The organism is Microbispora sp. CSR-4 (assembly GCF_008033685.1).
Taxonomy (GTDB): domain Bacteria; phylum Actinomycetota; class Actinomycetes; order Streptosporangiales; family Streptosporangiaceae; genus Microbispora.
In genome coordinates this window covers 1-457 of the sequence record NZ_VJVX01000270.1, presented here as the reverse complement: position 1 = coordinate 457, position 457 = coordinate 1, and the positions used below count along the sequence as shown (strand labels likewise).

General features: G+C 72.6%; 1 pseudogene. It reads right to left on the bottom strand.

The features are described from left to right. A pseudogene (locus FLV34_RS39775) lies at positions 1–285 on the bottom strand (sugar ABC transporter permease); the annotation flags it as partial. Positions 286–457 lie beyond the last annotated feature (172 nt).

Sequence of the window (457 nt, the reverse complement as noted above, 5' to 3'; positions counted from 1 at the left end):
CGTGAACGGCGCGTCCCCCTGCACGAACGAACGCACCGTGTAGTTACGCAGGCTCAGATCGACGTTGCGATACAGCGGATAGACGTAGAACGCGAGCAGGTAGACCACCACCGGCACGAGGAACGCCCATGCCGCCCACTGCCCTCTTGCCCGCTGCCCTCTTGCCCACTGCCCCGGACCGCCCCGGCGGGGTCTGCGGCGCGTGCTGCCTGCCCCCGGCGCCGGGGCCCGCTCCCGCCGGCCGTCCCCGGTCGGCGGGGCCGGCGTCTGTGTTGCGTGTTTCATGCTTTCCTTCATCCGGACGACCAGAGGCGGGCCCGGAGCCCTACGCCCCGGGCCCGCGCGACGCTACTGGACGGCGCTCGCCGCCGTGGCCTGGGCCGCGGTCAGCGCCTCCTGCGGCGACTGCGACCCGCTCATCGCGGCCTGCATCGCCTTCCACATCGGCTCGGAGATC